We start from the raw sequence: 22,507 nt of genomic DNA, 5'->3' as shown, positions 1-22,507 counted from the left end.
TCGTGGGGACCGTGGGATTTCATCGACATGCCCGTGCGACCAGTCGGCATCGCCAGGTGGCGTCCCGATTGCTATCGGTGTGAGCGACCGCGGTCGCGCGCAATGAAGTGCTGGCCACCATCGCCCACCTCCAAAGCCCGACCATCGGTTATCCCCATGGTGGTGTGGATGGCTGCCGCGGGTTTGCCCCAGTCAGACAACGTCGCCGCGATGCTTTGTCGTGTTTCGACAGCGCATGCCTCAGTCGGTGTCGGTGGCTGCGAGTTCAATCATCATGGCCAGCCGCTTTTTGGCGTCGTCGAGCTGCAGAGGGGTGATCTCGGCCATCTTGCGGAGCCGGTAGCGCACGGTGTTCTCGTGCACTCCCAGACGATCGCCGGCTTCGGTCGGGTCGCCCTGGGCCTCCAGCCAGGCCCGCAGCGTGGGCACGTACTCGGTGGCGTGCTCGTGGTCGTGGCGGCGCAGCTCGGCCACTGGTCCGCGGTCGGGGGAGCGGCCCGAGCGCGCCGCGCTGCGTAGCCGTTGTAGCAGGATGTCGTCCCACGACTCGTCGTAGGCCGGAGCCGTGGCGCCGGTCGGCCGCATCTCGTGTAGCGCTAGACACTCGTCGGCTTCGTGGCGGGCCGCGACGAGGTCAGCCGCCTCGGCGGGCCCGCTGATGCCGGCCAATATGGCCATCCGCTCAGGCAATGCCGCCTGCAGACCGATCACCCAGCGTCGCGCCGTGTCGGCATCCTCGCCAGGAAGCAGGGTGTAGACGGTGTTGCCGGCCAGGGCGCTCCGCCCGGGCCGAGACCAGCCGAACCCGGTGGTGGCGCGCTCGAACGCCAACAACAGCGCGGCGTCTCGTTCGGCGCCAAGGCACGCCTGCACCGCGATCACCCGCATGGGTTTGTGCGCAAGGCCCAGGCGGCTGGCCGCGGTGGCCGCATCGGCGGTGCCCTCCAGTAACCGGATCACCAGTTCGGATTCGACCTGACGCTCCAAGTCCGCGCTGGCGCGAGAGCGCAGCAGGTGCAGGGCCACGGTGCGGGCACCGTCGGCCAACGCGGTGAGCGCGGCCCCGTTCAGCGGCGCCGTACACTCCACCCACACCGATCCCATGAGTTCGCGTCCCGACCGCACTGCGACCACCATGCGCCCGGTCATCCCGTGATCGGAGTCTTGGCTGACAAACATTGGCTCGTCGGAAGACGCCAAATGCGCGTACACACCACGCGAGCCGAAGAAGGCCCGCAACTGCTCGGGCGCCTGGCGCTCAATGATGGTCGCCACCCGCGCCGGATCCGCGTTTTGCTGGCGCCGCGAGTAGGCCAGCACCCGTGAGAGCCGGTCCTCGATGATGACTGCCCCGCCGGCGGACTCAGCCAGACTGTCCGCCAATGCGAACAAATCCGTTGGGCCGCGGCCGGATTCGGTTTCGCGGCCTTCTAGGACCAGCCCGAAGATGACTGCGGCTAACTCGCTCCATGACATCGCGGGGTCGACCATCATCACCGCGACACCCTCGGCCGCACCGGCGAATGCCGTGTCATCGTCGTCGCCCCGGATGAGTACGACGACCGCACGGGCTGCCGCCGCCCATCGCACCGCCTGTTTCACCGATTGCGCACCGATGCCCAGCAACACGTCACCGACGACCGCGCGATCCTCGGTGAGTTCATGCACCACGACGCTGCGCAATTCGGTGGACCGCGGGATCGCGCAGAACCGCAACCGCACGCCATAGCTACCCAGCACATTGACCAGGCGGTCTAACGTGACCACGAGCCGCTCCCTAGGCCTAAATCAAATTCCAGCGTATCGGTCACGGGCCAAAGCGTTGCCATCTAGCGTGAGGCTTTCCGCGCATACGAGATGGCACAGGGTTGATGCCCCAGTGAATCCGCAACCTCCGTTGCTGCTTGCCTTGGACCTGACGGGCACCTTTGTCTTCGCACTCAACGGTGCGCTGACCGCGGTGCGCGCGGCGCGCCTCGACGTGGTCGGGGTGGTGACGCTGGGCATGATGACCGCGTTGGGCGGCGGCGTTATCCGTGACCTCGTCATCGGCGACATCCCCCCTGCGACGTTTCGTGACTGGCGCTACTTCGCGCTGGCCGTCGGGGGCGGACTGGTGGCATTTGCGCTCAGCAAGCTGCTGAATCGCCTGGAGACATCGATCACGGTCTTTGATGCGATGGGTCTGAGCGTGTTCGCGGTCATCGGGACGAGCAAGGCTGCTGACTTCGGCCTGGGAATCGGGCCCACGCTGCTGCTTGGCGTCGTCACCGCGGTCGGCGGCGGCACGATCCGCGACGTCCTGATCGGGCAGATCCCAACGGTGCTGCGCAGCGAACTGTATGCGATCCCCGCACTGGCCGCTGCCGCGGTCACCGTCGGGGCGATCCACATGAACATTCACGGCCTGGCGACGGCCCTGGCCGCCGCGGCGCTCTGCTTCGTCATCCGAATGCTCGGCGTGCATTTCCGGCTCAACGCCCCGGGACCGCCGGGCATCGACGCCGACCCCGGTTCGACTGATCCAGACCCGCCGCCGGCGGCTGGCCCTGGGGATCGCCGCTGAAGTCAGCGGGCTAGCCAGCCCAGCGCCGCGACCACCAGGGCTTGAGTCCCGGTGTCGAGGGTGGGTTGAATGACCGGGGCGAAACCCGGGGAGTGGTTGACGGGCACGTCCTGGCTGAGCCGGCCAGCATCGGCCGCGCTGCGGTACTGCCGCTCGTCGATTCCGCCGATACCCCAGTAGGTGTAGGGCGCGTCGAGGGCGTCGGGGATGTCGCTGAAGTCTTCACTGGCCGACTGCGCCGGCATCGCTTGGAGGCGGTCCCCGAAGTGGGCGGCGAACGCCTCGCTCACCCGATCGGTGACCGCATCGTCATTGACAGTGAGGGGAAACGAGTCGTAGAGCTCAAATTCGGGTTCGCGCGGGGAGTTCGACGCGTGGCACTCGGCGACGACGATGCGCCGAATCGCATCGAGCACCGCCGACCGCACCGATTCGTCATAGGTCCGCACATTGAGCTCCAGCACAGCGTGATCGCCGATCACATTGCTTTTGCTCCCGGCGCGGATACTTCCGATCGTCAAGACGACGGTATCGGTGGCCGCCACCTCCCGAGCGACGATGGTTTGCAGCCTGATCACGATCATGGCCGCGAGTACCACCGGGTCGACGGCGGCCTGCGGCATCGACCCGTGCGCGCCGCGGCCGTAGAGCGTGACGCGCATGCTGTCTGCGGCCGAAAGCACGGGTCCGCGGTGAGTGCCGACCACACCGGCCGGTGCAGGAAGCACATGTTGTGCCAGGGCGACGTCGACGGGCCCAACAACATCGCGCAGTCCATCGTTGACCATCCCGCGCGCCCCGTCACCGGCCTCTTCGGCGGGCTGAAACAGCGCGATGACGGTGCCGCTCCACAGTTGGGTTGCTTGGGCAAGCAACGCGGCGGCACCCAGCAGGCAGGCGACGTGGATATCGTGGCCGCACGCGTGCATGACCGGCACGTCGTAACCGGCGGCGTCGGTGGCGCGAACCGTGCTGGCATAGGGAAGCCCGGTCGCCTCCTCGACGGGCAGCCCGTCCATATCGGCGCGCAACAGCACGGTCGGTCCGGCGTCGTTGCGCATGATGCCGATGACACCGGTGCCGCCAACGCCGTCGTGCACCTGGTAACCGCACTGGCGTAGCTTCTCGCCGACGATGTGGGCGGTGCGCTGCTCGTGATGGGACAGTTCGAGGTGCTGATGGATGTCGCGATAAAGATCTTCTTGCCACGCCCGGATCTCGGATAGGCCGTCGAGGATGACGGCGGCCGGGTTCGCCGCAGCGGCCACGTTCTTCTCCAATCGCTCACGGTCCGGACGGCAACACCCGCGCGTCCACTGCCCAGGATTCCCCGATTTCGCCCAACTATTTTGGTATTCGCACCGTCCGGGTGCTGTGCATCGGCGTGTGGTGATCGACAGCCTGTCTGTGTGGCCTGCGGGCCGAATTGTCGCGGTGCGACAATCGGTCGCCGCGTGATTGTCCTGACGGCGCAACCGCCGCCGCGGCCCGCGCGAGGACCGTGGAGTCAAGCAAGCAGAGTCCCATCGCAAGACCTGGGTGCGACCACCAGCCGTTGATCGGGCTTGATGCGCAACACCGTTGGGGTACCGCGATCGACGCTGCTGCGCCACACGCCCGCCTCAGCGGGCAACCCAGTCGTCAACGGCGGGCGTCTGCCTTCGCGTTCCTGACGACACCATCGTCAAGCGAGAAGTGAATATCATGAAAATGACCAGGGCCGAGTATGTCTCGATGACACGTGAGACTCGCATCCGGCTGACCAATGAATTGGCGACCCTTCGTAGGTGGCCGAGCGTCGAAGTGCCCGACGACTACATCGACATCGCCGAAAGCCGTTCCGGCTACCGGGCGAGGCGAGCACGCATCCGCCATATCGAAGAGGTGCTCGCGCAGGCGAGCGTTGATGACGGGCTGGCTGACAACGGCATCGCCGGGGCAGGCATGGTCCTGACGATCCGCTACGACGACAGCGGCACGCTGTCCTCGTCGCATTGGCTGCAGCGGTCGACTCTGGTGGGGGAGTACCCGTTTGATGGCAGCAGCGGTTGACTGTTTCCATGGTCGCGCGGGCTGCTGGTCTGGGGCTTGCCCGCAGCCCACAATGACGCCGCCTGGCTTTGTCGAGTTCCGACAGCACAAGCGCGGCGGTCCTCCTGTTGAATTAACACAGCTCTGGTCGAAACCCGCCACTGAGCGGACGCTGGCCGACAGCCCGATGCAGCAACATCATTCAGGCCCGACAAACAATTCGTCGGGCCTATTCGGTGTTGTGGCACAGGCGAGTTAGTCGGCGCCGACCGGAAGGGCAGCGAAATAGATACGTACAGAGGGAGATTGAGATGAAGAATATCGCCGCCACAGTTGGAACTATCGTCGCGACCGCTGCGCTCGGCCTGAGCGCCGCCGCCGCAGCCGGCGCCGCCCCCAGCGGCGTCGGCACAGCCGATCAGACCATCGGCAAACTTCAGTCCGAGGGTTACAACGTCATCGTCAGCCGAACCGGTACTGGCCCAGTCGATCAGTGCACGGTAACCGCAGTACGCCCCGGCCAGACATACTCACGTACCGACTCCGGTGTGCCTGGAAACGAGCTCGGCACGCCTGGGCCCAATATCGCCACGACCGTGACGAACGAGACGGCGTATGTGTCGCTCAGCTGCTAGTGACCAAAGGTGTAACCGGCCCACCGCTCATCAGCGGCTTTATTTCTGGCCGCGGCTACCCTGACCGCGATGCGTTCGTTGACCATCGTCAGCGGTCCGTTATGCCACCGTCGGTGCGTCCCGGCTAACAATGCTCTCGCGTCTCGATTACGTCATGTTCGGTTGTGCGGCGCAAACGCCAACGTCAGCAATTTAGTCCGGCTATTCAATCGATGCGCCGTCGGCTCTTGACGACCGCCACAGCGCGAACTCGTCTGGCGCACAATCCTTTCCAATTGCCGACCCGCTGCACCTATCCACATCGCGAAAATAACGAGAAGGCTGGCAAAAAAATCCGGCGACTATGTTATTTCTTATTGACGCCTGGGTAGATAACAGCTCGTAGCACGAAGTCGGGGCGGGCTACTTACCGATGTGGGGAGGCTTCGATGGCTACGCAACACAGAAAAGCGCGCTGCCGACGGCCGTCGGGGATGACATTTGTCGCCGCGGCCGCCGCCACCGGCGGAGCAATCGCCGCAGCGGCAGGTGTCCCGCACGATGTCCCCGACGTGGCGTCATCACCATCGACCATGCGGCCCTCGGTGCTGGCCGTCGCGGTCGTCGACGTGCCCACACCGAACGCGTTGTTCGCGGCGCGCCAACCTGCTCTCGCTCCGGTCACCGGTCTCGCCGGGCCTGGTCCGGTCACTCTCGAAGCCTCTGTCGAGCGGCAGTTGCTCGGCTCCGGCGCCGTCCTCAGCCCACGCTCGGTGAACCTGGCGTTCTCTCCGTCGACCTTCCCCGCGCGCACCGTCGGTTCGTCGGTAGGCGACAACTCACGGGCTGCGATGTCCGGGATCGCCTCGCCCGGAACAGTATTCGGATCGTTCCGGAACCCGGCGTTCGAGGCGATCGGTGTAATGACCTATCAGGCGGTCCAATTCGTCGGGATCTTCATTGGCAACGGCGACGAGCCCGGTGAAAACGGTGGCCTCCTGATCGGCAACGGCGCCGACGGGGGACCGGGCCAGAACGGCGGGCGCGGCGGACTGCTGTTCGGCAACGGCGGCAACGGCGGCGCCGGGATCGCGGGTGTCAACGGCGGCAGGGGTGGGGACGGCGGCGACGCCGGGCTGTGGGGAAGCGGCGGCACCGGCGGAGTCGGGGCCAGCATCTCGTCCGACACCGGCGACGTCACAGGTGGAAGTGGCGGCAACGGCGGCAATTCCGGCCTGATCTTCGGCAACGCCGGCGCCGGCGGCGCAGGAGGCAAAGCCACCACTTCGACGGGCACCGCTCAGGGCGGTGCCGGTGGGGACGGCGGCAGCAGTAAGTGGATCGGCACCGGCGGTATCGGCGGCGCGGGCGGTGACGCCGTCACCGGCGAGGGCACAGCCATCGGTGGAGACGGGGGCGACGGCGGCAACACCGGGTTGCTGTTCGGCTGGGGCGGTACCGGCGGCGCGGGCGGCGACGCCTCCACCACCGGCGACGGCGACGCTTACGGCGGTACCGGCGGGAACGGCGGTGGTCTCGGCATCGAAGGCGCCAGCGGCGACGGAGGTAACGGCGGAACCGCAACCACCGACACAGGTACGGCTGTCGGCGGCGCGGGCGGGCACGGCGGCAGCGACATTTTCAACGGCACCGCAGGCGACGGCGGCGACGGGGGCGGCGCGTCAGCGGTCTCCGGCACCGCGACGGGTGGAGCGGGCGGCAACGGCGGACTGGGCGGCATCGACGGTCAAGGCGGCGATGGCGGATCCGGTGGCAGTGCCGCCGTCGACTCTGGTGACGCCGTCGGCGGCGCAGGCGGTTCGGGCGGCGGCAGCGGCTTGATGCAGAACGGCGGTGACGGGGGTGACGGTGGCCATGCGACCGCCGAGACCGGCACCGCGCTGGGTGGCGACGGCGGCCACGGCGGTTCCACCAGTTGGGCCAACGGATACCATGCCGGCAGCGGTGGCAAGGGTGGCAACGGCACCGCGACCAACGGCACCGGCACGGGCGGCGACGGTGGCGACGGCGGCACCGACGGCCCCGGTGCAGCTGACGGTGCGGGCGGCGCGGGCGGTACCGGATCGGGATCCACCGGAAGCACCGACGGCAACCCGGGCACCCACGGGTAGGGCTACGGCGCCCGCGTCCGAGTCGATGCGCTGAGCTCAGCGCCAATTACCCTGCGGTGGTTGGCAAGTGCCATGAATTCGGTGTTCAGGCCAATGCGCCGACGTCGCGGTGTCGGGACGCATGGTGCTCACGCCGGCGCTGTCGTCAGCACGTGAATCACTTCGCGCAGCGGTTCGGGCGATGTCGCGATTTCACCGATGAAGGGGTGTGACAACTCAAGCACGAGGAACAGTTGCGCCCCGACGAGAACACCGAGGATGGCGACCATGGTGTAGTGGGTGGCCGGTTTCTTCACGCCATAGATGATCGCGCCGCCGAGCAGCAGTCCGCTGGTCAGGAAGATGACCGCCCACAACGACCATGGCGGACCAATGTCTGTGCGCGCCTGCAATACTCGCTCAGCGCGTGCCTTACTGAGTGCGTCGAGATTGGAGTATGACGCGGAAAGACGCGCTTTCTGGGCGTCGGTCATCGCCTGGACCTGATCATATGCCGCGTTCAAACGGGACAGCGCTTCGTCGGCCTGTGGATAGGAGCGTCCGTTGGCAACCTCGCTCCATTCGGTCACAGCCGCGTGCTCGTATTCCAACAAGCTTGTCCGAATCCGGTTTCTGTCGGCGTCGTCGAACACCACGGCGTCCCTGGCGAGTTGCACGCCGGCGGTTCCCTCGGCGCGGGCTCGGCCGTCAGCGTCGTTGATCTGCCCCCACATCGCCGACACCACGAATCCGATGAAGAACGCGAAGACGAACCCGATGACGCCGAACGCAAACCTCGTGACGTCGTTGTGCTCCTCTCCTCTCAGGTGTGGGCAGCGACGACGAACGAAGCGCTGTATCAGCATCGCTACGCCGGTGATGACGACGATGATCCCCAGCAGCAGAAGCCATGAGGGCAGAGTGTTGACCAACCATCGGCTCAAGCCGGCGCTCCTCCCCGCGACTCCGAATTTCGACTGTAGGTGCGCAACGAGCTTGCGAACGTGCGATCGGAACTTTTGGCCGTCAGGCCCTCGAGTCAGCGGCCGACGTCGAGGACTGCCACTGGATGGTCCGCTGGCGGGTCGTACGCAGCGCATCGGCCGGAAATACCCGGTCGGCCAGTTCGCGCCAGTCGACGGCGTCGATATCGGATGTGGCAGGCGCAAACTCAAACATCGTCGAACTCCTTCACGCAAGACTTGTCATGGGGCTAACTGGATTTGGGCATCGGTGCTCAGCACGGCCAACGGCACCCGTTGCGGAGGCGTGGTCGGCTCGAGGACCTGCTGGCTGTTCGTCACGGTCGCGAACTTGGTGAAGCTGGTGGTGAGCATGCGTCAATCGTCATGCGCGAGCCGCGGATCCGTAATCGCCGGCAAGCCAGATTCCGCCACGCGGTGGGAAGGCTTTTCTATCCGTCGGGATAGGAACGAGGCTAGGCGCGCTCAGCCGTCATGTTCATCTCGACGGTGCCCTGGCAGGCGCCGCTGAGGATGTCGGTGTGCATGGTGCCTGCCAGTGTTCCATCCGGCTGCGGCGTATAGCGCACGGTCGAACGGGCCGGATTCCATTCGATGGTGGTGTCAGGCATCATGCAGTCCCACTGGAAATCGGTGGTCTGCGTCCACGACGTTCCGTCCCAGGTGAATTGGATCGGTTCTGGAACCGTCTTGTTCCGCGGCGGCGGGCCGCTGACGATCGTCGCCACGCACTTGCCGCCCGTGCAGGTCGAGCTGAACCCATAGGTGTCGCTGTACTGCCCCTCAGGCTGGCCGGCTGCGACGCTGGTCCCGGACTTCGGGCCGACAATGAACGTGATCGTGTACTCGCCATTCCAGGACGCGGTGTCGGCACTGGCCGGTGGCGACAGGAACCCGGCGACCATGAGCGACCCAGCGCACAGGCCGGCGGTAAGACAGCCTCGCGTCATCGCCTGAGTGTCGCAGATTACAGGCGCCGCGGGCGCATCATCGACAAGAGTCGCATCGAGCTGCATGGAGGCGAATCGGATGTCGCACTCAACCGCCGACCGGGCCGCACTGGCCGCCGACCTGCAACGTGCCCGGACCGATTTTCGGCACTTGTTGCACGCTGCCGACGAGCAGGACTGGAACAAGTCCACCCAGCGCACGCGGTGGACCAACGAGCAGTTGCTGTTCCACATGGTGTTCGGCTACATGGTGGTGCGACGGCTGATCTTCCTTTTTCGCATACTCGGACGGTTACCTGACGGCGCCAGCCGCCGGTTCGCGCATGTTCTCGACGCGGCCGCGCGACCGTTTCACATGATCAATTACTACGGAACCTGCGCAGCAGCCCTTGTCTACAATCGCCGCCGGATGGGCGAGAAAATGGACAGGGAGATCACCAGGCTGCAGCGGTCGCTCGCTACCGAAAACGACGATTCATTTTCTCGCGGTATGCATTACCCGACTCGCTGGGATCCGTATTTCCGCGACTACATGACACTCGCGGACATCTACCGGTATCCCGGACAGCACTACGACCACCATCGGCAACAACTGACGCTGACCAAGATGTGACGTCGCTCGCTACCGGCGCGCGGTGACCCCGAGTTCGGCGAGAAGGCGGCGGACACGCTCTTCGATGTCGTCGCGGATAGGCCGGACCGCGTCGACGGGTTGACCGGCGGGGTCGGGCAAATCCCAGTTCTCGTAACGCTTTCCAGGAAAGTAGGGGCATGCGTCGCCGCAGCCCATGGTGACGACGACATCGGCGGCCTGCACGACTTCGTCGGTTAACTGCTTGGGGAATTCGCCAGTGATGTCGATACCTACCTCGGCCATCGCGGCGATCGCTGACGGGTTGATCTCGTTGCCGGGTTCGGAGCCTCCGGACCAGGCGACGGCGTCCTCTCCGGCTAGATGGGTGAAGAAACCGAGGGCCATTTGCGAGCGGCCGGCGTTATGGGTGCACAAGAACAGCACCGAGGGTCTGCCGTCGGTCAAGATGAACTCCCAGGGTCGACCTTGAGATCGGGGGAATGGTGCGGCACGACGACGTCGTCGGCCACCCGCGCGGAATCCGGGTACAGCGCAACGATCAACGCCAGACCGATGAGACCACCGACGATTTGGGCGACGATGAACCCTGGCGCCGAGCCTGGAGCGATGCCCGCGAAGGTGTCGGAGAACATGCGGCCGACGGTTACTGCTGGATTGGCGAAAGACGTCGAACTGGTGAACCAATAGGCGGCTCCGATGTAGGCGCCCACCGCTGCCGCCGCGACGGCTGCTCGGCCGGTACGGGCGAGGGCGAAGATCAAGGCGATCAATCCGGCTGGCGCGACGATCTCGCCGACCAGGTGACCGTTTGTGATGCGGTCCTTGGCGGACCATTCGAACACCTGACGGTCGAACATGATGTTGGCCAGCCACGCCCCGACGAATGCCCCGACTGTTTGAACCACGGTGTAGGCGATCGCATCGCTTCCGGCGATACCACTGCCGGACCGGCGGCCAAGCAGCCAGTCGGCTGCAGTCACGACGGGGTTGAAGTGCGCGCCGGAGACGGGGCCGAACATCAAAATCAGCACCGCCAACCCGAATACCGTCGCGGTCGAGTTCTCCATGTCCACCTACCCGCTACCCACCAGACTGCCAGCGCCCACCACTCGCGAAAGCTTCTGCAACGCTTCAGGAATCACCCCCCGTGACCGCGGGCAGTCAGTCCGACGATCCCGACGGCACTTGGAGTCAGCAGCAGGATGCACTGGCTTGCGACGGCTCGGCCTGACCACCGCAGCAGACGCTGCCGCCTTCGTCCTCGTCGACATGCTTGGGACTGCTGCCGAAGGTGTCGGAGTCCGCGAGCACCGTGTAGACCTCCCACTTCTCACCTGCCGGGCCGGTGACCCACACCTTGTCCTGCAACGCGAAGCAACAGGTCGTGCCGATCTCTTCGTCGGTGAACAGTCCGGCGTCGGAAAGCCGGGCGATCTCGCCGTGGACGGCGTCGCTGGATTCGACTTCGACGCCGAGATGATTGATGGTGCCGCCCTGACCCCGGTTCTCGATCAGGACCAGCTTCAGAGGCGGGTCGGCCACGGCGAAGTTGGCGTAGCCCTCCTTCACCTTGGCCGGCGAGGCGTTGAACAACGTGGAGTAAAACGCGATCGCCTCGTCGAGGTCGTCGACATTGAGTGCCAGTTGAACTCGGGACATAGTGAGCTCCTTCCTACCTGTGAGACATATATCGAAGTAGCGCGCTAGGCCCAGCTTCCCACCTTTTTGATGTATGTCAAGATCCCTGGCAGTATTGATGCATGCCGAAGACTCTGCCGATGATCGATATGTCTGCGCCGGTCTGCTGTGCGCCCGTCGCCGCAGGCCCGATGACCGATGAAGACGCGCTGCAGGTGGCGCTTCGGCTCAAAGCCCTTGCTGACCCCGCGCGGGTGAAGATCATGTCCTACCTGTTCAGCTCGGCATCGGGTGAAGAGAACAGCGGCGACCTTTCGAAGGCGTTGGGGTTGACGGAGTCCACCGTGAGCCACCACGTGGGCCACCTCCGGCGCGCTGGACTCGTGGAGTCGGATCGGCGCGGCATGAACGTGTACCACCGGCCGCACCGCGATGCCCTCGGTGCGTTGTGCAGCGTCCTGGACCCTAACTGCTGCAGGTGAGCAGGGCGGCGAGTCAGCCGCCGAAATCGTGGGCCTCGTCGTAGCCGTAATCCCCACCAGGATCCGGGCTCGGCTGGGGGGCGTCGACTCGATGACGTACCGGCGCTGCGGCCTCCGGTTGCGCCGTCGCGTCGTGTGCTTCGTCGTACTCGTAGTCGTGACCCGGGCCGACGCGGTTCTCAGTCATGCAGCACCTCCGTCGATGGCTGCTGAAATTATCCGTCAGGTGGGGCCGATGATGTGACAGGTGGTGTCGCAGCGCATCACTGTCCCCGGGGGAAGCGGTCGAAGAGGGTTGTACGACGGCGGGGCCGGCGCGGCCGGATCGGCAGGCGGCGGGGGAGCGGGTGCTGGCGCGGAAGGCGGCGGCGCCAGCGCCGCCAACACATGATCGGCGGTGAAAGTCGCTGCCTGATCGACCATTCCGCTCTCGACATACTGCGTGTGCGCGTTGAAGTCCTGCCCGTTCGAGCAGACAAAGTCATCGGGGACGCACAAGTCGATGGTCTTGGCCGCGTACGCCGGGCCGACCTCGATCTGCGGTTCGTGGATCGCTCGCATGAAGCGGGCGTTCGGTTTTCCGAACAGCGCGACCGCGGCCACGTGGTTGGCGACGTCGGGCGGCATCGGGTTCGGCACGCCGTCGGGCGCACCGTCCGGTATCACGTTCGCGGTGACGAAACCCGAAACGGCCGCACCTTGGGAAAACCCACCGAGCACGATCTTGGTGTTGGGGCAGTTCGCCGCCGTCGCCTCGATGTGTGCGCTGGCGTCCCTGACCCCGTCGATGGCGGTGGGGAAGTCGATGGTGGCGGGGTAGTCGACCGGATAGACGGTCATCGTCCTGGCGCCAAGGCGGGGCCGCAGCGCGTCCACGAAAGCCTGTCCTGTCGGCCCGACACCTGGGTCTTCGGTGGTGCCGCGGGCGAAGACGACCTCGACGTCCGGGCAGGGCTGCGCGGATGCGTGCGGCGGCGTCAAGGATGCCGCCGCGATGCCGATGAGAACTGCGATTGAGCGCGCCCGCACTGCGCAATGTTGACACACCGTGGCGACGACGGCCTGTCGAGAATCAAACGAAACATGAACGCGGCGTTAAGGACTGGATTGCGAGTGCCCGAAATTGCACTCACGGTCGTTGTCTGGAGCCGATTACGACCCTGTGTGCAGTCTCGGCGCGAACCATGGCGAAGGGTTCACATCGGCCAGCCTCGGGCGTAGCCTGTTAGGCATGAGTCAAATAGCGGCAGCGTTGCCGCCGGGTCCCCGGCTACCCAAGTGGCTTCAGACAGTCGTGTTCCTGCGGTACTGGCCTCGGTTCGTCAACGCATGCGGCCGTCGCTACGGCAAGGTGTTCACCATTCGCGCACTGACCGTGCCACCGATGGTGTACGTGGCCGATCCGGCCGTGATCAAGAAAGTGTTCGCGGGCGACCCGAGCGTATTTCACGCCGGTGAGGCCAACGCGATGCTCAGCGGCCTGCTCGGCGACACCTCGGTGTTGGTGATCGACGACGACGTGCACCGCGACCGGCGTCGCCTGATGTTGCCGCCGTTTCACCGGGATGCGGTGGCCAGGCAGGCCGCGCAAATGGCGCAGATCGCCGCGGCCAACATCGCGGAATGGCCGGTGTCTCAACCCTTCCCGGTGGCGCCGAAGATGTCGGAGATCACGCTCGAGGTGATCCTGCGGACCGTGATCGGCGCCAGCGATGCCTCACGTCTGGCTGCGCTGCGGGCGGTGATGCCCAAGCTGCTCAACGTCGGGCAGTGGGCGTCGCTGGCGATCGCGCGCCCGCAACTGCAAACCCGGCGGCCGTGGCGCACACTGTGGGAACGCATCCAAGAGGCCGACCGGTTGCTCTATGCGGAGATCGCCGACCGTCGCGCCGACCCGCATCTCGAGGAGCGCACCGATGTGTTGGCGATGCTGGTGCGCGCCACCGACGAAGACGGCCGCACGCTCAGCGACCGCGAGCTGCGTGACCAGTTGATGACGCTGCTCGTCGCGGGCCACGACACCACCGCGACCGCACTGTCGTGGGCATTGGAACGGCTCACCCGCCACCCGGGCGCCCTCGAAAAGGCGGTCCGTGCGGCCGATTCCGGCGACGACGAGTACCTCGACGCGGTGGCCAAGGAGACGCTGCGGATCCGTCCGGTCGTCTACGACGTGGGCAGGGTTCTCAAGAAACCGGTGGAATTGGCGGGCTACCGCTTACCCGCCGGCGTGATGGTGGTTCCGGGAATCGGATTGGTGCACAGCGACTCCGAGGTGTACCCGGACGCGGATCGGTTCGATCCCGACCGGATGATCGGTGCGACGCTGAGCCCGACGACCTGGTTCCCGTTCGGTGGCGGCAACCGTCGCTGCCTGGGTGCGACGTTCGCGATGGTCGAGATGCGCGTGGTGCTGCGCGAGGTGCTGCGCCGGGTCGAGCTGGCGACGACGACGGCGGCCGCGGAGTCGCAGAAGGTCAAGCATGTGATCATGATCCCGCGCAACGGTGCCCGCATCCGGGTTCAGGCTCTGCGGCCCGCGCATGTTGCCGCTACTCAGCCAACAGGTTGACCACACCAGCGAACGCCCCCGGAAAGCGTTCTGCGGCAGGCACAACCCGCGACCGTAACGGCGACCCGCTGGCCTCCAGCGCCGCCGCCGTCAACAACCGGTAGCGCCGCGACATCCGGCGCCAACGTCGGTCGTACTGCTGCGGCTGTTGCGCCACAACGCATTCCACCACGAGCGCCGCCGCGCCGAACGCGATGCCGAGGCCCTCACCGGTCAACGCGTCGACATACCCCGCGGCGTCACCCACCAGCATCACCCGGCCTGCCGTCCTGCTGCGCACCCGCTGCCGCAGCGGGCCCGCCGCGCGGTCAGGGCCGTGCGCTCGTTGCCGCACCCGCTGCCGCAGATCGGGAAACGCCGACAGATGCGCGTCGAAACCCCCTCTGCGCGACGTGAGCACCGCGACCCCGACGCAGTCGGCGGCCACGGGCGTGACATACGCCTCCGCATCGTGCGACCAGTACACCTCGACGCAGTCGCTCCACGGCGCCATCACATGATGACGGCGGATACCCCAGCGCCGCCGTCCGCGCGACGGCTGCGCCAACCCCAACGCACTGCGGATCGGGGAGTGCAAACCGTCGGCGGCGGCCAGATACCGCGACTCGAAGCCGCTGCAGCGCACTGAGGTAGCGGTCTGGCTGACCGGCCCGATCTCGCCGTGCACGATGGGCACCCCGGCCGCCGTCGCCGCCTCGAGCAACGCACCGTGCAACGCGGTGCGACGCACCCCGCGACCGGCGCCCGCACGGAATCGGCCGGTGACGCGGTGTCCGCCGTCGATGTAGGTGATGCCGTGAAACGGTGCGCCGGGCGGATCCACACCGAGGTCACCCAACAGCGCGACGGCGTGCGGCATCAACCCCTCACCGCACGCCTTGTCGACGGGCCCGACGCGGCGCTCGACCACGACGACCTCGAGCCCAGCGCGGGCGCCGAGGATCGCGGTGGCCAGCCCTGCCGGACCGCCGCCCGCGACCAACAGGTCGATCACCGCAGAGTCTCCAGTGCGGCGTTCTCGACGCCGATGCGGGTGCGCAGCAGCAACGCGTTGAGCGCCGTGAACATCACCGCCGTCACCCACGCCGTGTGCACCAATGGCAACGCGATCCCTTCGGCGACGACCGCGACGTAATTGGGGTGTGAGATAAACCGGTACGGGCCGCCGGTCACCCGCGACCCGTCGGGAATGACGACGACCCGGGTGTTCCACTGGTGCCCCAGTGTCCTGATGCACCACCAGCGCAGCCCCTGAGCGGCGAGCACCACCACCAGCATCGGCCAGCCCAGCGCAGGCGCCCAAGGGCGGTGCGCCGCCTCCACCAGACACCCGACCAGCAATGCGGTGTGCAGTGCCACCATCACCGGATAGTGCCGCGCGCCGAACTCGAGACCGCCGCGCGCCCGACTCCACGCCAGATTACGTTGGGCGACAACCAGTTCGACGATCCGTTCGGCCGCCACCGCGGCGATCAGCAGCGAATACCACACCATGCTCAGTGCCAGCGCAACAACACGAGTTCAGCGCAGAACCCCGGTCCCATCGCCATCAACAGACCGGGCGTGCCCGGCGCCGGTGGCTTCGCACGCGCGTCGCGCAGGATGTGCAGCACCGACGCCGACGACAGATTGCCGATCTCGCTGAGCGACCGCCACGACAGTTCGAGCGCGTCGTCGTCGAGGTCCAGCGCGGTGGTGATCGACTCGAGAACCCTTGGGCCGCCGGGATGTGACACCCACGAGCCGACGTCGTCGACGGTGAGATCGTGTTCTGCCAAGAAGCCGGTGACATCGTCGGCGAAATGGCGTTCGATCAGATCGGGCAGATCGGGCGACAACACCAGCTGGAAGCCGGAAGCGTCGACGTGCCAACCCATTATCCCCAGCGAGTCGGGGTACATCCGGCTGCGCGTGGCAACCACATCGGGCCCTGCGACCCCGTCGTGCAGGCCGCGCCGATCCCCTACTGCGACCACCGCTGCCGCACCGTCGGCGAACAGTGCGCTGCCGACCAGTGTGGCCATCGTCGGTTCGGCCGCCGCGTACATCAACGAACACAATTCGACCGACACCAGCACCGCGACTTCGTCTGGCGCGCCGCGCAGATAGTCGTGCAGACGTGCGACACCCGCCGCGCCCGCCACGCAACCGAGGCCGAAGATCGGCACCCGGCGGACGTCGGATCGCAGTCCGAGGCGTTCGGCGATGCGGGCGTCCAACGACGGCACCGCGATGCCGGTGACCGTGGTCGTCATGATCAGGTCGACATCGGTGGGCCGCAATCCGGCGTCTTCCAGCGCGCCGGAAAGGGCCGCGCACCCCAACTCGACGGCCTGCTCGATGAACAGGTCGTTGGTCTCGCCGAAGTCACTCAACGTCGCATACCGTTCGAGCGGAAGGACGAGATGCCTGGCGTCGACCTTCGCGCTCTTGTGCAGGCTGCGGATGATCCGCTCATGTCCGGCGAAGGCAGGGTCAGCGATGAACGTGTCGGTGATCTCGTCCTGGCGGTACCGATTCGGGGGGACGATGCCGTTTACGGCCGCGATAACACTCACTACCTAGACACGGGGCCCGGGTCCGGTGGGTTCGATTGCATCTCTGTGCTGTTGCTGTGCAGGTGTGTCACCCTCGCTGAATCCGAGCCGCCGATGCACCGCGACCAGCCAGCGGGGCGCCCACCAATTCCATTGCCCCATAACGTGCATGAACGCCGGCACCAGCACCATCCGCACCAGGGTCGCATCGACCAGTATCGCCAGCGTCAAACCGAGGCCGAACAACTTCATCACCGCGACCTCGGCGGCGATCAACGCCGCGAACGAGATCGACATGATCAGTGCGGCAGCGGTGATGATCCGACCGGTGTGGGCGATGCCGCGCGCCACGCTCTCGTCGTTGTCGGCGCGGGTCTGCCCCGACGCCAGCCAGAATTCGCGAATTCGGGAGACCAGGAACACCTCGTAGTCCATCGACAACCCGAACGCGATGCAGAACAGCAGCACCGGAATGTTGGCCACCAGCGTTCCGGTGGGCGTGGTGCCGAGCGCGCCGAAATGGCCCTCCTGGAATATCCAAACCATCGCGCCGAACGCCGCGGTCAGCGAAAGTACGTTGAGGATCAACGCTTTCAACGGCATCACGACGCTGCCGGTCAGCAGGAACAGCAGCACGAGCATGATGACGGCGATGAGCCCGAGCACCAGGGGCAGCCGTGACGTGATGGCGTCGACGCTGTCGCGGTTGGTCTGCGCCAGGCCGGTCATGTCAACGGCTTTGCCCGCGGGCCCCGGCACGGCGTGCAACCGGTCGAGCTGGGTCTCCGACGCGTCGGAGAACAGCGGAGCCGAACTGTCGACGGTCAAAAAGGCGCTGTTGGCGTTCAGCCCGGTGGGCGACGATGGCGGGCCGACCCACTTACCGTCGATGAACGTCCCGGTCGGCGCCGATACAGCGGATACGTCAGGCACGCGGGACAACTCGGCGGCGTACCGGCCGATCTCGGTGGGGCCGACGCCGGTCATGTCGCCGACGACGACGGTCACCGCGGCGTCGGAGTTGTGTAGGAAGTCCTGGCGTACCTGGTCACCGACTTGATGCGACGACGCCGACTTCGGCAGCACGCGGTCGTCGGGGAATCCCCACCGAACGTTGAAAAACGGTGCGCCTAGGAACAGCAGCAGCGCCACCCCCGCCAAGCCGAGCGGAATCGCCTTGTGCATAACGCAACTCGCCGACCGGTACCAGAACCTCTGCTCGACGGGCACGGGTCGGGTCTTGACGCGACCGCGCATGCGATCGCCCAGCAGCACCAGCGCGGCGGGTGTGACGACGATCGCCGCCAGCGCCGCGAACGTCACGGTCGCCACCCCCGCGTAGGCGAACGACTTCAGGAAGTGCATCGGGAAGAGCACCATGACAGCCATCGACAGCGCGACGATCGTCGCGGAGAACGCGACGGTGCGGCCCGCCGACACCATCGTGCGCAGCACGGCGTCGTCGCGACTGGCGCCCTCAGCCATTTCGTCGCGGAACCGGCTGATCATCAGCAGCGTGTAGTCGATCGCCAACGCCAGCCCCATCGCGGTGGTGAGGTTGAGCGCGAAGATCGACACGTCGGTGGCAAACGCGATCAGGCGCAGCACGGCGAGCGCGCCGAGGATCGACATCACCCCCACCGCCACGGGCAGCGCGGCCCCGACCAGCCCGCCGAACGCCCAGACCAGCACCAGGAAGCTGAGCGGTATCGCCAGCGACTCCATCACCAGTAGGTCACGCTGCGACTGTTCGGTGATCTGCACGTTCACCATCGCGGTCCCACCTGTCCGGACGGTGACGCCGGGGAGGGCGGAGTGGTCGGCCGCCACCTGGTCGGACAGTTCCTTGGCGTAACGCTGCTGGTCATTTTCGTTGCCGATGATGCCTGCGACGATCAAACCCGAGGTGCGGTCGCGGCTGACCAGGTCGGCGGCGGCCGACGGCGGCGCGGTCCACGGAGACGTCACCTGCGCGACGTGTGGCGAACTTCGGAGTTGGTCGACGATGCGGTTGGCTGCCGCGTGAGCTGGTGCGCTGTCCATACCCTCGGGTGTGGAGACGACGATCAGCAATTGCACGTCGCCCTGATGGAATTGGTCGGTCAGGATGCGCGTCGCGCGCGTCGACTCCGACGTCGGATCCTGGAATCCGCTGGCGGACAGGCTCTTAGCAACCGGCACGCCGAAAATGCCGAGCGCGACGGTCAGCAGCACCGCACACGTGATCACCCGTCGCGGTGCGGTGATGGCCACTACGGCGATCCGGCGCAGCAGGGCGTCTCCTCCGCTCAGTCTTCTCGCCCTTAACACGAAAGACGGTCGGCAAGCGTTCAATGTGGCGGGACATGCGGCACCGGTCAGGTGTCCGTAGTGTGGTGTCCACGTGGCGCCGAAGCCAGTTGCTTTGCTGCGCTTTGATTTCGGCAACGTTATGCGTGCATCCAATGTGGGAACACGGGTGTAACACTGCGCGTCGGGGTTCGAAATGGTTAGGACCGAAAGGATGAGCATGACCTCCGCACACGGTGGCTCGCGCCTGGGCACCCGTTTCGGGCCCTACGAGCTCAACGCCCTGATCGGAGTCGGCGGGATGGGCGAGGTGTACCGCGCCTACGACACGGTGAAGGAGCGCACGGTGGCGGTGAAGGTGCTGCGCGCCGAGATGGCCGCGGACCCGAACTATCAGGAGCGATTCCGGCGGGAGTCCCGCGTGGCCGCGCGACTGCAGGAGCCGCACGTCATCCCCGTGCACGACTTCGGCGACATCGACGGCGTGCTGTACATCGACATGCGGCTGGTCGAGGGTGGCAGCCTGAAGGACGAACTGCGGGCGAACGGGCCGATCGAGCCAGGGCGGGCGACTCGGATCATCTCGCAGGTGGCCGCCGCCCTGGATGCGGCACACGCCGACGGCCTGGTCCATCGCGACATCAAGCCGGAAAACGTGCTACTCACGCCCGACGACTTCGCCTACCTGGTGGACTTCGGGATCGCGCACGGCGGCGGCGATGCGAGCATGACGATGACGGGGCTGATCATCGGCTCGTGCGCGTACATGTCCGCGGAGCGGTTCAGCGGCGGGCAGGTCGGGCCGTCGGCGGACGTGTACTCGCTGACCTGCCTGCTCTACGAGATGTTGACCGGACGTCCTCCGTTCGAGACCGGCGACCTGCGGCAGCTGATGACCGCGCACATGTTCTCGCCGCCGCCGAGGCCGAGCATCATGCGCCGGGGGATCCCGCGCGCGTTCGACGACGTGATCGCCAAGGGCATGGCCAAGAAGCCCGGCGACCGGTTCTCGTCGGCGGGGGAGATGGCCAAGGCCGCGACGGCCGCGCTGTCCGGCGGCCCGGTGCCGCCCGCGCCGGCGCCCGTGCCTGCGGCTGCGCCCGGCGCGCCGCCATCGACCATGCAGTTCTCGGCGATGTACGCCAATCCAGCTGGGACGGGATACACGCCGTACCCGCCGCCCGCGCTTCCGGCGCCCGAACCGGTGGCCCGCACGTCGCGGTTCCGAGCCGGTCAGGTGGCGTTGGTGGTGGCGACCATCCTGTTGTTCGGTGTCGCAGTGGTGCTGGCGATGCAGCTGTTCGACGGCGACAGGCAGACCGCGGCGCCACCACCGACGACGACCATGGCGGTGCCGCCGCCTTCGACCACCACACAGACCGAGACGGTGTCGCCGTCCACCACGACGACCACCCCGCCCACCACCACGACGTCGACGACTCCCACCACCAGCGGGACACCGCTGCCCGGCGTTTCGGGCAGCGACGCGCAGGGCTTCGTCGGACACGCCGCCCGGTGCGACGCGGGCAGCACGCCTACCGCGGCGATCAGGACCGCGCAGTCACTGGCCGTGATCTGCCAGACACCGTCGGGCAGCTACTACTACCACGGCGAACGACTGCGCGACGGCGCGAACGTCCGGCTGGCCAACGCCGTGCCCAACGGCGGCGGCTTCGATGTCGTCAATCCAGAGGACGGGGCGAGCTACGAGGTGCGACCCGATCACCTGACCATCCGCAGCAACGGTCATGTGGATTCCAACGAGCCGGCGTTGGAGTACTCGTCGGGCAACGGTTAGGCCCTCGCCCAGTAGTGCGTTCGGCCATCGCCGCCACGTCGTCGGCCCGGCCCATGGACGTGTCGCGTGACGCCTGACGAATGCGGCGTCATCAATACATTCGGCAGCTGCGCAGCGCGTTCAACTGCGCAGCACCGATCATGCCCGTGGTCTTCTCACGTCGGCGGCCCACGCCAAGCCGCAGTCAGGCACCCGACCCGAGCCCGTCACCGCTGACCTGCAGAACCGAAGGCGCGGAACAGGTTCCACGCACACCGTCCGATGTGCCCGAACCCGACGAACCCGATACGCGTGCCGCCCAGGGACCGTTATGTGCGGGCGGGTCGGTGGTCGGTGGACGGGAACTACCCGCTGACGCATCAAGTGAGCAACAAAAGAGTGGGCGTCATCGGCCTGGGTCGGATCGGCAGCGCAATTGCGAAGCGGCTCAGCGCATTTGGATGTGTGATCTGGTATCACAATCGGCACGCAGTCGAGGGTTCGTCTACACCTATGTGGGGTCGCCGGTGGAGCTGGCGGCAGCCGTCGATGTGCTGATCGTCGCGGCGGCCGGGGGCTCCGGCACTACGGGGTTGGTGAGCCGCGAGGTGATCGATGCGCTGGGACTCGACGTGTTCATCGATGAGCCCAAACTGCCGGAGGTGTTGCTGACGATGGACAACGTCGTGGTGCTGCCGCACGTGGCGAGCGGAACGGTGGAAACCCGTGCGGCGATGGAGAAATTGACGCTGCGCAACCTCGACAGCTTCTTGCGGACCGGCACGCTGGTCACGCCGGCTCCGATACCTGCGGCCACGTCGGGGTGACCCTGAACACCCTGTCCAGCAACCTCAGTACTTGTTGCAGGAATTGGCTACCTGCAGAACAAGCCCAGTGTATGGCCCCGCGGCCGGGATACTCTGCACTTGCTGAATCATCTGCTGGCGTTGATCACGAGGTGCGCCGAGAAATGAATGCAACCACCCCACCGCGACGGGGCTGCTCGTGAACTGAGCGGCATCGCCCGGTGAGTTGGCGTTGAGCGCCGCGATGACTTGATCGTAGGTGCATGTCGTGTTCACAACCGAGGTCACGTCGGGTTGCGCCGAGGCGATCCCGGTTCCGAGGCCGAGCGGCAGCGCGATACTGGCAGCGGCTACAACCACTTTCATCCTCGACAGCATGAATTCACGCTAGCACGGCGTGGACGTGCGCAACGAGTGAAGACCGCACCGCCTCGACGGGATCCCCGATCGTTCATTTTCGTTGAGAGAGAACAACTCTCATGGCGTCGGCTCGAAACCGGCGTTAGTTGTCATTTCAAGCAAAGTCCAAAGAACCCACTGAACGGCGAAATAAACG

General features: G+C 66.4%; 23 protein-coding genes and 3 pseudogenes. 9 read left to right on the top strand and 17 right to left on the bottom strand.

The genetic code is table 11. From position 1 onward, the window contains the following. Positions 1–240: 240 nt before the first annotated feature. The gene (locus A5724_RS24490; protein ID WP_067808484.1) at positions 241–1,767 is read right to left on the bottom strand and encodes a CdaR family transcriptional regulator; all 1,527 of its coding nucleotides are present in this window, start codon (positions 1,765–1,767) and stop codon (positions 241–243) included. A gap of 112 nt (positions 1,768–1,879) precedes the next feature. On the opposite strand from A5724_RS24490, the gene A5724_RS24485 reads away from it, so the two are divergent. Continuing rightward, positions 1,880–2,566: a trimeric intracellular cation channel family protein gene (locus A5724_RS24485; RefSeq protein ID WP_067808482.1), complete on the top strand. Its 687-nt coding sequence runs from the start codon at positions 1,880–1,882 to the stop codon at positions 2,564–2,566. A gap of 2 nt (positions 2,567–2,568) precedes the next feature. Here A5724_RS24485 and A5724_RS24480 read toward each other — a convergent pair whose 3' ends face one another. Continuing rightward, positions 2,569–3,846, bottom strand: coding sequence for an amidohydrolase (locus A5724_RS24480; protein WP_369830664.1), 1,278 nt, complete (start codon positions 3,844–3,846; stop codon positions 2,569–2,571). Positions 3,847–4,300: 454 nt separating this feature from the next. Between A5724_RS24480 and A5724_RS24470 the strand changes: the two genes are divergently transcribed. The 3 genes from A5724_RS24470 (at position 4,301) to A5724_RS35040 (ending at position 7,343) form a co-directional block, all read left to right on the top strand. Continuing rightward, the gene (locus tag A5724_RS24470; RefSeq protein ID WP_156752439.1) at positions 4,301–4,618 is read left to right on the top strand and encodes a hypothetical protein; all 318 of its coding nucleotides are present in this window, start codon (positions 4,301–4,303) and stop codon (positions 4,616–4,618) included. A gap of 290 nt (positions 4,619–4,908) precedes the next feature. Next, positions 4,909–5,232: a hypothetical protein gene (locus tag A5724_RS24465; RefSeq protein ID WP_067808475.1), complete on the top strand. Its 324-nt coding sequence runs from the start codon at positions 4,909–4,911 to the stop codon at positions 5,230–5,232. Positions 5,233–5,660: 428 nt separating this feature from the next. Further along, entirely contained in the window at positions 5,661–7,343 is a 1,683-nt protein-coding gene (locus tag A5724_RS35040) for a hypothetical protein (protein ID WP_156752438.1), read from the top strand. 128 nt (positions 7,344–7,471) lie between these two features. Here the strand turns inward: A5724_RS35040 and A5724_RS24455 are convergent, their stop codons facing one another. From A5724_RS24455 to A5724_RS24450, 4 genes are all read right to left on the bottom strand, one after another. Continuing rightward, complete coding sequence (locus tag A5724_RS24455) at positions 7,472–8,266, bottom strand: DUF4239 domain-containing protein (protein WP_232004963.1); 795 nt, start codon at positions 8,264–8,266, stop codon at positions 7,472–7,474. An 82-nt stretch (positions 8,267–8,348) separates the two neighbouring features. Continuing rightward, a complete protein-coding gene (locus tag A5724_RS34270; RefSeq protein WP_197518780.1) occupies positions 8,349–8,501 on the bottom strand; it encodes a hypothetical protein in 153 nt (50 codons plus the stop codon). A gap of 26 nt (positions 8,502–8,527) precedes the next feature. Beyond that, positions 8,528–8,659: a hypothetical protein gene (locus A5724_RS34970; RefSeq protein WP_255397299.1), complete on the bottom strand. Its 132-nt coding sequence runs from the start codon at positions 8,657–8,659 to the stop codon at positions 8,528–8,530. A gap of 101 nt (positions 8,660–8,760) precedes the next feature. Then, the gene (locus A5724_RS24450) at positions 8,761–9,255 is read right to left on the bottom strand and encodes a hypothetical protein (RefSeq protein WP_067808779.1); all 495 of its coding nucleotides are present in this window, start codon (positions 9,253–9,255) and stop codon (positions 8,761–8,763) included. Between the two features lie 79 nt (positions 9,256–9,334). Between A5724_RS24450 and A5724_RS24445 the strand changes: the two genes are divergently transcribed. Then, the gene (locus A5724_RS24445; protein WP_067808777.1) at positions 9,335–9,868 is read left to right on the top strand and encodes a DinB family protein; all 534 of its coding nucleotides are present in this window, start codon (positions 9,335–9,337) and stop codon (positions 9,866–9,868) included. A gap of 9 nt (positions 9,869–9,877) precedes the next feature. Here the strand turns inward: A5724_RS24445 and A5724_RS24440 are convergent. The 3 genes and pseudogenes from A5724_RS24440 to A5724_RS24430 form a co-directional block, all read right to left on the bottom strand. Further along, positions 9,878–10,288: pseudogene (locus tag A5724_RS24440) on the bottom strand (arsenate reductase ArsC); the annotation flags it as partial. A 2-nt stretch (positions 10,289–10,290) separates the two neighbouring features. After that, positions 10,291–10,917, bottom strand: coding sequence for an aquaporin (locus A5724_RS24435; RefSeq protein WP_082965250.1), 627 nt, complete (start codon positions 10,915–10,917; stop codon positions 10,291–10,293). A gap of 124 nt (positions 10,918–11,041) precedes the next feature. Further along, positions 11,042–11,509 (bottom strand): ArsI/CadI family heavy metal resistance metalloenzyme, encoded by a 468-nt coding sequence (locus A5724_RS24430; RefSeq protein WP_067808471.1) that lies wholly within the window; start codon positions 11,507–11,509, stop codon positions 11,042–11,044. A gap of 101 nt (positions 11,510–11,610) precedes the next feature. On the opposite strand from A5724_RS24430, the gene A5724_RS24425 reads away from it, so the two are divergent. After that, positions 11,611–11,970, top strand: coding sequence for an Rv2640c family ArsR-like transcriptional regulator (locus A5724_RS24425; RefSeq protein WP_067808469.1), 360 nt, complete (start codon positions 11,611–11,613; stop codon positions 11,968–11,970). A gap of 13 nt (positions 11,971–11,983) precedes the next feature. Here the strand turns inward: A5724_RS24425 and A5724_RS33910 are convergent, their stop codons facing one another. Beyond that, positions 11,984–12,157 (bottom strand): hypothetical protein, encoded by a 174-nt coding sequence (locus A5724_RS33910; protein ID WP_156752437.1) that lies wholly within the window; start codon positions 12,155–12,157, stop codon positions 11,984–11,986. Positions 12,158–12,192: 35 nt separating this feature from the next. After that, positions 12,193–12,999, bottom strand: a complete 807-nt coding sequence (locus A5724_RS24420) for a cutinase family protein (protein WP_067808467.1) — start codon at positions 12,997–12,999, stop codon at positions 12,193–12,195. Between the two features lie 202 nt (positions 13,000–13,201). Here A5724_RS24420 and A5724_RS24415 point away from each other — a divergent pair, with 202 nt between their 5' ends. Next, entirely contained in the window at positions 13,202–14,542 is a 1,341-nt protein-coding gene (locus A5724_RS24415) for a cytochrome P450 (protein ID WP_067808465.1), read from the top strand. Here the strand turns inward: A5724_RS24415 and A5724_RS24410 are convergent. Genes A5724_RS24410 through A5724_RS24395 form a run of 4 tightly spaced genes read right to left on the bottom strand, consistent with a single transcriptional unit; the run spans position 14,523 to position 19,353 of the window. Then, on the bottom strand, positions 14,523–15,536 hold the full coding sequence (locus tag A5724_RS24410) for an NAD(P)/FAD-dependent oxidoreductase (protein ID WP_067808463.1): 1,014 nt from the start codon (positions 15,534–15,536) through the stop codon (positions 14,523–14,525). The genes A5724_RS24415 and A5724_RS24410 overlap by 20 nt on opposite strands. Further along, positions 15,533–16,036: an isoprenylcysteine carboxyl methyltransferase family protein gene (locus A5724_RS24405; RefSeq protein ID WP_067808460.1), complete on the bottom strand. Its 504-nt coding sequence runs from the start codon at positions 16,034–16,036 to the stop codon at positions 15,533–15,535. The genes A5724_RS24410 and A5724_RS24405 overlap by 4 nt, the downstream gene beginning before the upstream one ends. A gap of 2 nt (positions 16,037–16,038) precedes the next feature. Beyond that, complete coding sequence (locus A5724_RS24400; protein WP_067808458.1) at positions 16,039–17,100, bottom strand: type III polyketide synthase; 1,062 nt, start codon at positions 17,098–17,100, stop codon at positions 16,039–16,041. Positions 17,101–17,103: 3 nt separating this feature from the next. Then, positions 17,104–19,353 carry an MMPL family transporter gene (locus tag A5724_RS24395; RefSeq protein ID WP_082965261.1) on the bottom strand — a complete coding sequence of 750 codons (2,250 nt, stop codon included), beginning with the start codon at positions 19,351–19,353 and terminating at the stop codon, positions 17,104–17,106. 235 nt (positions 19,354–19,588) lie between these two features. Between A5724_RS24395 and A5724_RS24390 the strand changes: the two genes are divergently transcribed. Continuing rightward, positions 19,589–21,166, top strand: a complete 1,578-nt coding sequence (locus A5724_RS24390) for a serine/threonine-protein kinase (protein WP_067808773.1) — start codon at positions 19,589–19,591, stop codon at positions 21,164–21,166. A gap of 156 nt (positions 21,167–21,322) precedes the next feature. Here the strand turns inward: A5724_RS24390 and A5724_RS35210 are convergent. Continuing rightward, a pseudogene (locus A5724_RS35210) lies at positions 21,323–21,471 on the bottom strand (hydroxyacid dehydrogenase); the annotation flags it as partial. Here A5724_RS35210 and A5724_RS33325 point away from each other — a divergent pair. After that, a pseudogene (locus A5724_RS33325) lies at positions 21,470–21,972 on the top strand (NAD(P)-dependent oxidoreductase); the annotation flags it as partial. The pseudogenes A5724_RS35210 and A5724_RS33325 sit on opposite strands and share 2 nt — an antisense overlap. Positions 21,973–21,996: 24 nt before the next feature. Here the strand turns inward: A5724_RS33325 and A5724_RS24380 are convergent. After that, on the bottom strand, positions 21,997–22,329 hold the full coding sequence (locus A5724_RS24380; RefSeq protein WP_067808453.1) for a hemophore-related protein: 333 nt from the start codon (positions 22,327–22,329) through the stop codon (positions 21,997–21,999). Positions 22,330–22,507: the final 178 nt, after the last annotated feature.

Source organism: Mycobacterium sp. ACS1612, assembly GCF_001667505.1.
Lineage (GTDB): Bacteria > Actinomycetota > Actinomycetes > Mycobacteriales > Mycobacteriaceae > Mycobacterium.
The sequence above is the reverse complement of the archived record's forward strand: the minus strand, read 5'-3'. Positions and strand labels throughout refer to the sequence as shown.

Excerpts from the sequence above, each read along its gene's own strand:
- A5724_RS34270 (WP_197518780.1), bottom strand. The coding sequence starts at position 8,501 with ATGTTTGAGTTTGCGCCTGCCACATCCGATATCGACGCCGTCGACTGG.
- A5724_RS24435 (WP_082965250.1), bottom strand. The coding sequence starts at position 10,917 with ATGGAGAACTCGACCGCGACGGTATTCGGGTTGGCGGTGCTGATTTTG.
- A5724_RS24470 (WP_156752439.1), top strand. The coding sequence starts at position 4,301 with ATGACACGTGAGACTCGCATCCGGCTGACCAATGAATTGGCGACCCTT.
- A5724_RS34970 (WP_255397299.1), bottom strand. The coding sequence starts at position 8,659 with ATGCTCACCACCAGCTTCACCAAGTTCGCGACCGTGACGAACAGCCAG.
- A5724_RS24425 (WP_067808469.1), top strand. The coding sequence starts at position 11,611 with ATGCCGAAGACTCTGCCGATGATCGATATGTCTGCGCCGGTCTGCTGT.
- A5724_RS24465 (WP_067808475.1), top strand. The coding sequence starts at position 4,909 with ATGAAGAATATCGCCGCCACAGTTGGAACTATCGTCGCGACCGCTGCG.
- A5724_RS24430 (WP_067808471.1), bottom strand. The coding sequence starts at position 11,509 with ATGTCCCGAGTTCAACTGGCACTCAATGTCGACGACCTCGACGAGGCG.
- A5724_RS24445 (WP_067808777.1), top strand. The coding sequence starts at position 9,335 with ATGTCGCACTCAACCGCCGACCGGGCCGCACTGGCCGCCGACCTGCAA.
- A5724_RS24405 (WP_067808460.1), bottom strand. The coding sequence starts at position 16,036 with ATGGTGTGGTATTCGCTGCTGATCGCCGCGGTGGCGGCCGAACGGATC.
- A5724_RS35040 (WP_156752438.1), top strand. The coding sequence starts at position 5,661 with ATGGCTACGCAACACAGAAAAGCGCGCTGCCGACGGCCGTCGGGGATG.
- A5724_RS24380 (WP_067808453.1), bottom strand. The coding sequence starts at position 22,329 with ATGCTGTCGAGGATGAAAGTGGTTGTAGCCGCTGCCAGTATCGCGCTG.
- A5724_RS24450 (WP_067808779.1), bottom strand. The coding sequence starts at position 9,255 with ATGACGCGAGGCTGTCTTACCGCCGGCCTGTGCGCTGGGTCGCTCATG.
- A5724_RS24390 (WP_067808773.1), top strand. The coding sequence starts at position 19,589 with ATGACCTCCGCACACGGTGGCTCGCGCCTGGGCACCCGTTTCGGGCCC.
- A5724_RS33910 (WP_156752437.1), bottom strand. The coding sequence starts at position 12,157 with ATGACTGAGAACCGCGTCGGCCCGGGTCACGACTACGAGTACGACGAA.
- A5724_RS24415 (WP_067808465.1), top strand. The coding sequence starts at position 13,202 with ATGAGTCAAATAGCGGCAGCGTTGCCGCCGGGTCCCCGGCTACCCAAG.